Below are 7,425 nucleotides of genomic sequence, written 5' to 3' on the forward strand. Positions count from 1 at the left end.
CATAGGTTTTCTCAAAGAAAATGTTAGCTTCACCTTCGAGCATATTATATTTTTGCCAATCAACAAGAGATGCGATAAGGTACGCTGCTTTCTCCACCTTTGGCACACAATAATATTGATAGGATGCCGGAAGGTTATATCGTTTCATATCTACGGCAAAACTTTGATTATCAGACTTCACAGAATAGGGTTGATCGATGGTGAATTCGACAGAGGTTTGGTTTTCTGCAAGTTGAATAGGTATGGTTTCAGTCTCCACATCTTCTGACATATCCATTTCAGCCTCATCTTTATGCTGACTTGTATATCCTAGGGATTTTTTATTTCTCGTGATACCCAAAGCAGTGACCGCAACCTCGTCTAAGGTTTGAATATCTTCTAGCAAGTACACATTTTGCACTTCATTTGTAATAGGCTTGACTTGGGTTTTATAGCCTATAAACAAGTACTCAAGTTGGCTATTTGCATCAGGCACGGATAATGAATAGTAGCCATCAAAATCAGTTTGTGTTCCGATTGACGTTCCTTTAACCATTACATTTGCGCCCGGTAATGGCAATTTATCTGAATCAAAAACAAAGCCCGAAACTTCGTTCACCGTTTTACCATATGTTGGTGGAACGGAATAGTAGTCGAGAAAATATGTTTTTAATTCAGGAGCAATTCCTGAAGTGCTTGGGTCTACCGAAGAAAAGGTGAGTTTAACGTTATTCCAATCAACCTTGGTGTCCTGCCTCACATTCGCCTTGTATAGTAAATCAATTGGTTCATTTACATTTTTAGCCCTGATATCATATGATGGATTCCAACCTGCATTATTAACCAAATAGGTTAAAACCAAATTTGATTGTGTGGCTGCTTTTGCTTCAATTTTGACATGAATCTCACCTTTCACAAATTTGTCTGTACTACTAATATTTTTAATTTGTTCTTCAATTTCTTTTTTACTTAGTAGAAGTTTGGTTAATCGTTCTCGTCTTTCTATTCCAGTTAATTTTAACTCCGTCAATCGTTTTGAATAAAAGTCAGTAGCTGATCTCAAGTCGGCTACGTTCAAGGTTTGATTCTTTCCTCCAATGTTCTTGTTTTCTTGAAGAAATGAGGTCTCCTCACTAATTACTTCAAGATGAGTTTTTTCTATTTCAATTTGCTTGACAAGATCCTCCCATTTCTTTTCAAGTACTACTTGCTCACTCGACTTCTCAAGTTTCTCAAGATTGTTTTTCGAATGATTAACACTTAATACAGTTACATCACCCATTGATTTTAATTGGACCGTTTTTGAACGGATAAATGGAGAAAGGTTTGTAAACTTTAAAAGTGTTGTTCCTGGATCAACTTGAACCATGGTACTACGCGTTATCTGAGCTCCCTTTAAAAAGACCGTTACTTCTTCAACCTCGGAGTTTATTTCTTTGGTTTTTACACTTTCTTGTCCATTTAAAAAATTTATGCAAAGTAGCAAGATTATACAAAGTGTTTTTCTCATCGTTTACTTATTTGAATTAATATGATTTAGTGCGAATTATGCCAACTTATTGGGTATGAGTAGTAGTGAGTTTGGCAGCTACCCACTTTTCGGATGATATAAATGTATTAAAAAAAGCCAAAGCTTTAAGGACTTGCGCTTAATTAGTTATTTTTTATAGACGTTGTTAGGCGCTGTGTTTTAAATTACAATTTTTCTTTAATTGCTTTTCTCCAAAAGTAAATTCCAAAAACACAAGTCACAATAGCAAACATAATTCCGTTTTCGCCTAGCCAATGTTTCGTTCCTTCTGTTTTCATTGTTAGAGGTGGTAATATTTTTTGAATATACACATTACTTACTGCGTGGAAAATTACTGCTGGCCATAGGCTTTTAGATTTAAAAGTATAGTAGCTCATAATAAATGACATAGAAATAATTACTATAAAGAATGTAATGAATTCCAATAGCACATTATTACTATAGTAAACAAGTATCGGCCAATGCCAAGCTGCCCAAATAATACCACTAAAAAAAGAAACACCAGTAAAGGAAAGAACTTTTCTTAATTCATAAATGAAAAAACCTCGCCATCCAATTTCTTCTCCTAAAGTTGTCGCTGCAGCTCTTATTACTCCAATAGTTCCTAATAAGATAATAGCTATGATTGCAATCGATGTTGGATTTAAAGTTCCGATTCCAATCAAACCAAGTTCTTTTCCCCAATCTGTTATTGCTTCTCCATTTGCTAAACCCCCAAATCCGAAAATCCAGATTAACACATAAGTGACTATACCATATAAGGCAGGAATGAAATAAGATAATCGGATATATTTCCAATCTCCCCAAATCCAATTTAGAGATGAAATTTTACGTCCTTTTATTTTTAAGGTGATAAAGGCAGCTATCGCAGGACACCACATTATAGCTCCAATATATATTCGAGAAGGATATAAATTTATTATGGCATAATGGAAAGGCGAAGTAAGAACAATAACAATTGTAAGAAACAAAAATATTGTTTTCCACGCTTCTTTTCGTTCGGGTAAATTTTCTACCATTTTGGTTAAATGATTGGTTAGTTTTTGGAAGACGAAGTGATTTTGGTTTTGTTACATTTCGTCTAACGTTGAGTATAAGAATAGCAGACAATAGCGTGGCATATTCCTGTCAAGTTATAAGAAAGTTGAAGCGGGCTACAACCCTTTAATTCACGACTGATTTGGCTATTATTTTTATACATTGTTATAAGCTTTTACTTTGAGCCACTACAAAATGTTCGAGTTTGAAAATATGATTTTCAGGAATGGTTCTTCCAATTGGAGTAAAATACTCGGAATTCAGATCAGCTAGGGTTTTATTTTCTGTTAATGAAAATTCATTTTGAGAAAGCAAATCTTCAATTTCTTCAGCCGAGTATAATGATATCCATGGTTCGCCTGATTTGGCTGCCAAGTTTTGTATTAATACAGCTTTTTTTTCGGCTTTCAGATATCCCTTGCCAAAACAGGACTTTGGATCTTCACGGAGAAGTCTATTTACATAAGACATAAAGAATGTTGCATTTGAATTTTGGGTTAAAGCTGCAAGCTCATTCAAAGTTGAGGTTAATGCTTCTTTTGTAATATACTGTGACACGCCTTCAAGTGTGAATACGGTTGATTTATTTTGACCAAACCCAGCATTCAAAAGTTGATCTTTGATAGATTGGTGATTGAAATCAATACTCACATAGGTCACGTTTTCTGTATTTGGTATATCGTCAGGAAGTTTAGATCGTTTTTTTTCTTGAACTTCAGACTGATCAACTTCGAATATTTTTACTCTAGATGGTAGTTTAAGACGATGAGCTCTTGAGTCGTATCCTGCACCTAGAATTACATATTGTTCAACCTTATTAGCAGCACATTTTTCAATTAGGTCATCTATAAATCGAGTTCGCGAAATTAAATGTTCATGAAACCCAGGAGTGAACTTTTTAGTCAGCCAAACACTGAGCTTGTGTCCCATAAGTTTAATAATTCCTGCCCCAAGCACAAAATTTTCGGCATAAGGATCATAAACAATACGTTTATCAGGTTTAGCAAGTGATTCAATTAATCGCTGTTTCGCAACTCCTTGAGCAGTACCATCCTTTCTAAATATCAAATCGCTCATGGTTAGTGCTTATTGGTTTTGTATTGCTTATAACGGTCTTGTATATGAAAAGCAGCAGATTTATATGTGCCATTTTTCGACTTAAAACAAAGATAGCAGAAAAGAACCAAACTAAAGGTTTAGCTCTGAACAGCTATTTTTTATATATGTTGTTGGCAACTGGCTTTATTTGGTTCGCCTTTTAGTATCAAGAAAAATTAGGAAGAACTTTTTCTCCAATTTCTTCAATCAATTCATTTGCTGGTCTTGAACCATATTTTAGATTCAGGATTACGTGATTTACTCCATACGATTCTAATAATTTCAAATGAGCATTTAAATAATCGGTTCCTGATTTAAATCCAAGATGAATTGGTGTTGGCTTTACATTTGAATCTTTAGTGACGTCCACATATAAGGATTGCATAAAGGGTTTCCAATCTTTTTTTACTTTAGTCAATGCTTTTCTCCATTGATGCATTACCATTTGCAATGTTTTAAAATCTCTTGGATAATATAACCAACCATCTGAATGCTCTGCAATCCAGTCTAATGATTGTCCAGAATGTCCCGTTACAAGCATTGGTGTTTGTTTATAATATTTTGGCAATAAGTCAATTCCACCATTTGTGCTTCCATAAAATTTTGATGTATGGTTTGGAAAATCTCCTTGCAATGCTTTGATGTAATGAAAGCTATCTCTAAAGAGCTCTGATTTATTTTCTAAACTTTGATTAAATGCAGGATATTCAATAGGTCTATCTCCAGATGCCACACCTAAAACCAGTCGTTCTTCAGAAAGTAATTGAAGACTGTTTATAGATTTTGCTGTATGCACAGGATGACGCAAAGGAAGAATGATACTTCCTGTTGCTAAAGCAATCTCCTTGGTCTGATTCATTATGTGCGTCATATAAATCCAAGGGTCATAAAGCTGTCCAGCATCACCAAAATTAGGGTCATTAAATGGAACATCTCGAAACCAAAGTGCTTTAAAACCTAATTGTTCTGCTCTTTTGGCGAGTTGTTCCTGATTTTCCATTTTTGCAATAGAACCACTATATGCTTCTAATGGGAATACCAATCCTAACGTTAATTTACCTTTGGATGCTATTTTAGAATAAATACTCATCTATAATTTTAAAATTTTGTTTGTTTCAGAAATCAATTGATTGATTTTTCCCTGATTGTAAGCATCATTATGAGCATTAGAAAAAACTCCCTTGTCATTATCAAAGTATTTTCCATTACTTTCTGTGTGCTTTTCTGAAACAGCTAACTCGACCAAAATATTGGCTCCTTTATCTGCTGAAGACCAAAATTGACCATAGGCTTCTTGAACCATTTTAGTATTCAATAATGAACCAGGATTTACAGCTATAGATACTATGTCTGAGTTCTCTTTTGCGAAAGCGAAACTCCACATTGTCAAGGCTAATTTACTTTGGGCATAAGCTGCTTGACTAGAAATAGATTCTTTCCCTTGTAACGCTTCAATCGAAACAGTTGATTGTGCAGCCGAACTTAAATTAATGATTCTTGGCGAATTACTTTTTTTAAGAATTGGCAATAATCTGTTTGTAAGCAGGTAAGGGGCAAAATAATTAACTGCAAATCGCATATCTAAATTATCTTTATTTTGCTCTAAAGGACTATTGAAAACTCCTGCATTATTAATCAAAACATCAATTGAAGGAAATTCATTTGATATTTCGGCAGTCATATTCTCGATGCTACTGAAGTCTGCTAAATCTGATACAAAACCGCTGACTTTATCATTGGACGTTTGTTCTTTAATTTCCAAAAGTGTATTTTTCAATTTCTCTGCATTCCTTCCGTGTAAAAGTATTTGATGTCCACTTTTAGCCAGTTTCGTTGCGGTTAACTTACCAACTCCGTCGGTACTTCCTGTGATTAATATTGTTTTCATTGTTAATTAATTTTAATTTTCTACAACCACTTTTCCTATTGCATTTTTACTTTCAAGTCTTACATAAGCTTCTCCAACATTTTCCAATGAAAACTGTTGTTCATCAAGTAAGGGTTTCAAATCTCCTGCTTCGGCAATTTTAGTTATGTTGCGTAAAATTTCTCCGTGTTGTTCTCTCTTAAAATTGTGTATCATTGGTATAAGCATAAATACAACGTGTAGCGATAATCCTTTAAAGTGCATTGTACTTAAATCAAGTTCGTTCAAAGAAACTGTGGTTGCAACTTGACCATTTAAAGCAGTTGCTTCAAAAGATTTAAGTAAGTTTTCTCCACCTACAGAATCATACACGACATCAAAACCTGCTCCATTAGTATGTTTCTTTACATAATCCTCAACTGTTTCTGATTTGTAATTTATGGATTGCGCGCCATAAGATTTGACAATTTCTGCTTGTTTCTCACTACTGATAGTTGTGTAAACATCAGCACCAAAATGTTTAGCCAATTGAATAGCAACGTGTCCAACTCCACCAGTTCCACCGTGTACTAAAACCTTTTGTCCGCTTTTAACATTTGCACGAATTAAACCTTCGTAAGCTGTAATTCCAACTAAGGGAAGTGAGGCTGCTTCTTTCATTGTTAGATTTTTAGCTTTTCGAGCAATTAGTTTGCTGTCAGCAGCAATGTAATCTGCTAATGTTCCTTGTAAATCTCCCAATCCACCTGCACAACCATAGACTTCATCTCCAATCGAAAACCCAGTAACATCTGTTCCAATTTTCTCAATTGTTCCTGCAAAGTCCATACCTAATATCGCTGGTGTGGCAGGTGAAAACGGTAAATTTTCTCCCATATTTCTAATCATTGTATCTACTGTATTGATGCTTGATGCAGAAATTTTAACTAATACTTGACCGCTTTTTAAAGATGGCGTTTCAACTTCTTTGGATTCAAATTTTGCGTTTTCTCCATATTTACTAATTGTCATTGCTTTCATTTCGTTTTGTGTTTTTTAATACTATAAAAATTATAGTTGCAAAAGTAAGTATAGTATTCTATATTTGCAATAGCGGTCAAAAATGATAGTATAAATTATATGGAAACAGCAGAACCTAAAATGCTCAATTTCAGAGGTAATGAATACCCTTGTTGTGCAAGTTTAACAATGGGAATTATAGGTGGAAAATGGAAAACAGTTATTCTCTTTCATTTAATGAACGATAAACTAAGGTATAACGAATTGAGAAAATCAATGCCTACTGTTACCGAAAGAACATTGAGCTTACAGTTAAAAGCTTTAGAAGAAGATGGTCTGATTAAAAGAAAAGTTTATACTTCAAAACCTCCTTTGAAAGTCGAGTATTCCTTAACTGATTTCGGTAAAACTTTAATTCCGTTAATTCAATCTATTGCGGATTGGGGCGATTCTGTGGTTGAAAAATATTCGAAGTAGGTGTTCAATTTAGCTTGTTGCCAACGCTTTGGGTATGAGCAGTAGCTCTCCCCTAATGTTGATTTTGATTTATTTGTTTCTTTCTAATGTGATTTTCATTTCGAAGACGGATTGAAGCTATTACTTATACCCGTTGTTGTTGTTGTTGTTGTTGTTGTTGTTGTGGGTTATTTTTTCACGATGACATTGGGTTCACTTGGATTTGTCCTCCGATTGCTTTTAGTACTTTCATAATTGTTGCAAATTGAGGTTTCGCTCCATCGGACAAAGCTTTATACAAACTCGGTCTGCTTAAACCAGTTTCCTCGGCAATTTTTGTCATTCCGATTGCTTTAGCTATATGTCCAATTGCATTTATTACATCTGCATTGTCTCCTTCTTCTAAAACCGTATTTAGATAATCCGCAATCATTTCTTTGCTTTCCAAATAATCAGC

8 protein-coding genes are annotated in these 7,425 nt (G+C 34.4%); 1 reads left to right on the plus strand and 7 read right to left on the minus strand.

Translation table 11 applies throughout. From position 1 onward, the window contains the following. From ACR2MV_RS03505 to ACR2MV_RS03530, 6 genes are all read right to left on the minus strand, one after another. A partial coding sequence (locus ACR2MV_RS03505; RefSeq protein WP_434020513.1) for a mucoidy inhibitor MuiA family protein occupies window positions 1–1,489 on the minus strand: 1,489 nt, incomplete at its 3' end. A 185-nt stretch (window positions 1,490–1,674) separates the two neighbouring features. Continuing rightward, window positions 1,675–2,529, minus strand: a complete 855-nt coding sequence (locus ACR2MV_RS03510; RefSeq protein WP_434020514.1) for a CPBP family intramembrane glutamic endopeptidase — start codon at window positions 2,527–2,529, stop codon at window positions 1,675–1,677. A gap of 184 nt (window positions 2,530–2,713) precedes the next feature. Beyond that, window positions 2,714–3,625, minus strand: a complete 912-nt coding sequence (locus ACR2MV_RS03515; RefSeq protein WP_434020515.1) for a class I SAM-dependent methyltransferase — start codon at window positions 3,623–3,625, stop codon at window positions 2,714–2,716. A gap of 187 nt (window positions 3,626–3,812) precedes the next feature. Continuing rightward, window positions 3,813–4,736 (minus strand): LLM class oxidoreductase, encoded by a 924-nt coding sequence (locus ACR2MV_RS03520; RefSeq protein ID WP_434020516.1) that lies wholly within the window; start codon window positions 4,734–4,736, stop codon window positions 3,813–3,815. Next, the gene (locus ACR2MV_RS03525) at window positions 4,737–5,534 is read right to left on the minus strand and encodes an SDR family NAD(P)-dependent oxidoreductase (protein ID WP_434020517.1); all 798 of its coding nucleotides are present in this window, start codon (window positions 5,532–5,534) and stop codon (window positions 4,737–4,739) included. 12 nt (window positions 5,535–5,546) lie between these two features. Next, window positions 5,547–6,533 carry a zinc-dependent alcohol dehydrogenase family protein gene (locus tag ACR2MV_RS03530; protein WP_434020518.1) on the minus strand — a complete coding sequence of 329 codons (987 nt, stop codon included), beginning with the start codon at window positions 6,531–6,533 and terminating at the stop codon, window positions 5,547–5,549. A 99-nt stretch (window positions 6,534–6,632) separates the two neighbouring features. Between ACR2MV_RS03530 and ACR2MV_RS03535 the strand changes: the two genes are divergently transcribed. Next, window positions 6,633–6,989, plus strand: coding sequence for a winged helix-turn-helix transcriptional regulator (locus ACR2MV_RS03535; RefSeq protein ID WP_434020519.1), 357 nt, complete (start codon window positions 6,633–6,635; stop codon window positions 6,987–6,989). Between the two features lie 175 nt (window positions 6,990–7,164). On the opposite strand, the gene ACR2MV_RS03540 is transcribed toward ACR2MV_RS03535, so the two are convergent. Further along, a partial coding sequence (locus ACR2MV_RS03540; RefSeq protein WP_434020520.1) for an addiction module antidote protein occupies window positions 7,165–7,425 on the minus strand: 261 nt, incomplete at its 5' end.

The organism is Lutimonas sp. (genome assembly GCF_051011215.1).
GTDB lineage: Bacteria > Bacteroidota > Bacteroidia > Flavobacteriales > Flavobacteriaceae > Lutimonas.

Excerpts from the sequence above, each read along its gene's own strand:
- ACR2MV_RS03535 (WP_434020519.1), top strand. The coding sequence starts at position 6,633 with ATGGAAACAGCAGAACCTAAAATGCTCAATTTCAGAGGTAATGAATAC.
- ACR2MV_RS03510 (WP_434020514.1), bottom strand. The coding sequence starts at position 2,529 with ATGGTAGAAAATTTACCCGAACGAAAAGAAGCGTGGAAAACAATATTT.
- ACR2MV_RS03515 (WP_434020515.1), bottom strand. The coding sequence starts at position 3,625 with ATGAGCGATTTGATATTTAGAAAGGATGGTACTGCTCAAGGAGTTGCG.
- ACR2MV_RS03520 (WP_434020516.1), bottom strand. The coding sequence starts at position 4,736 with ATGAGTATTTATTCTAAAATAGCATCCAAAGGTAAATTAACGTTAGGA.
- ACR2MV_RS03530 (WP_434020518.1), bottom strand. The coding sequence starts at position 6,533 with ATGAAAGCAATGACAATTAGTAAATATGGAGAAAACGCAAAATTTGAA.
- ACR2MV_RS03525 (WP_434020517.1), bottom strand. The coding sequence starts at position 5,534 with ATGAAAACAATATTAATCACAGGAAGTACCGACGGAGTTGGTAAGTTA.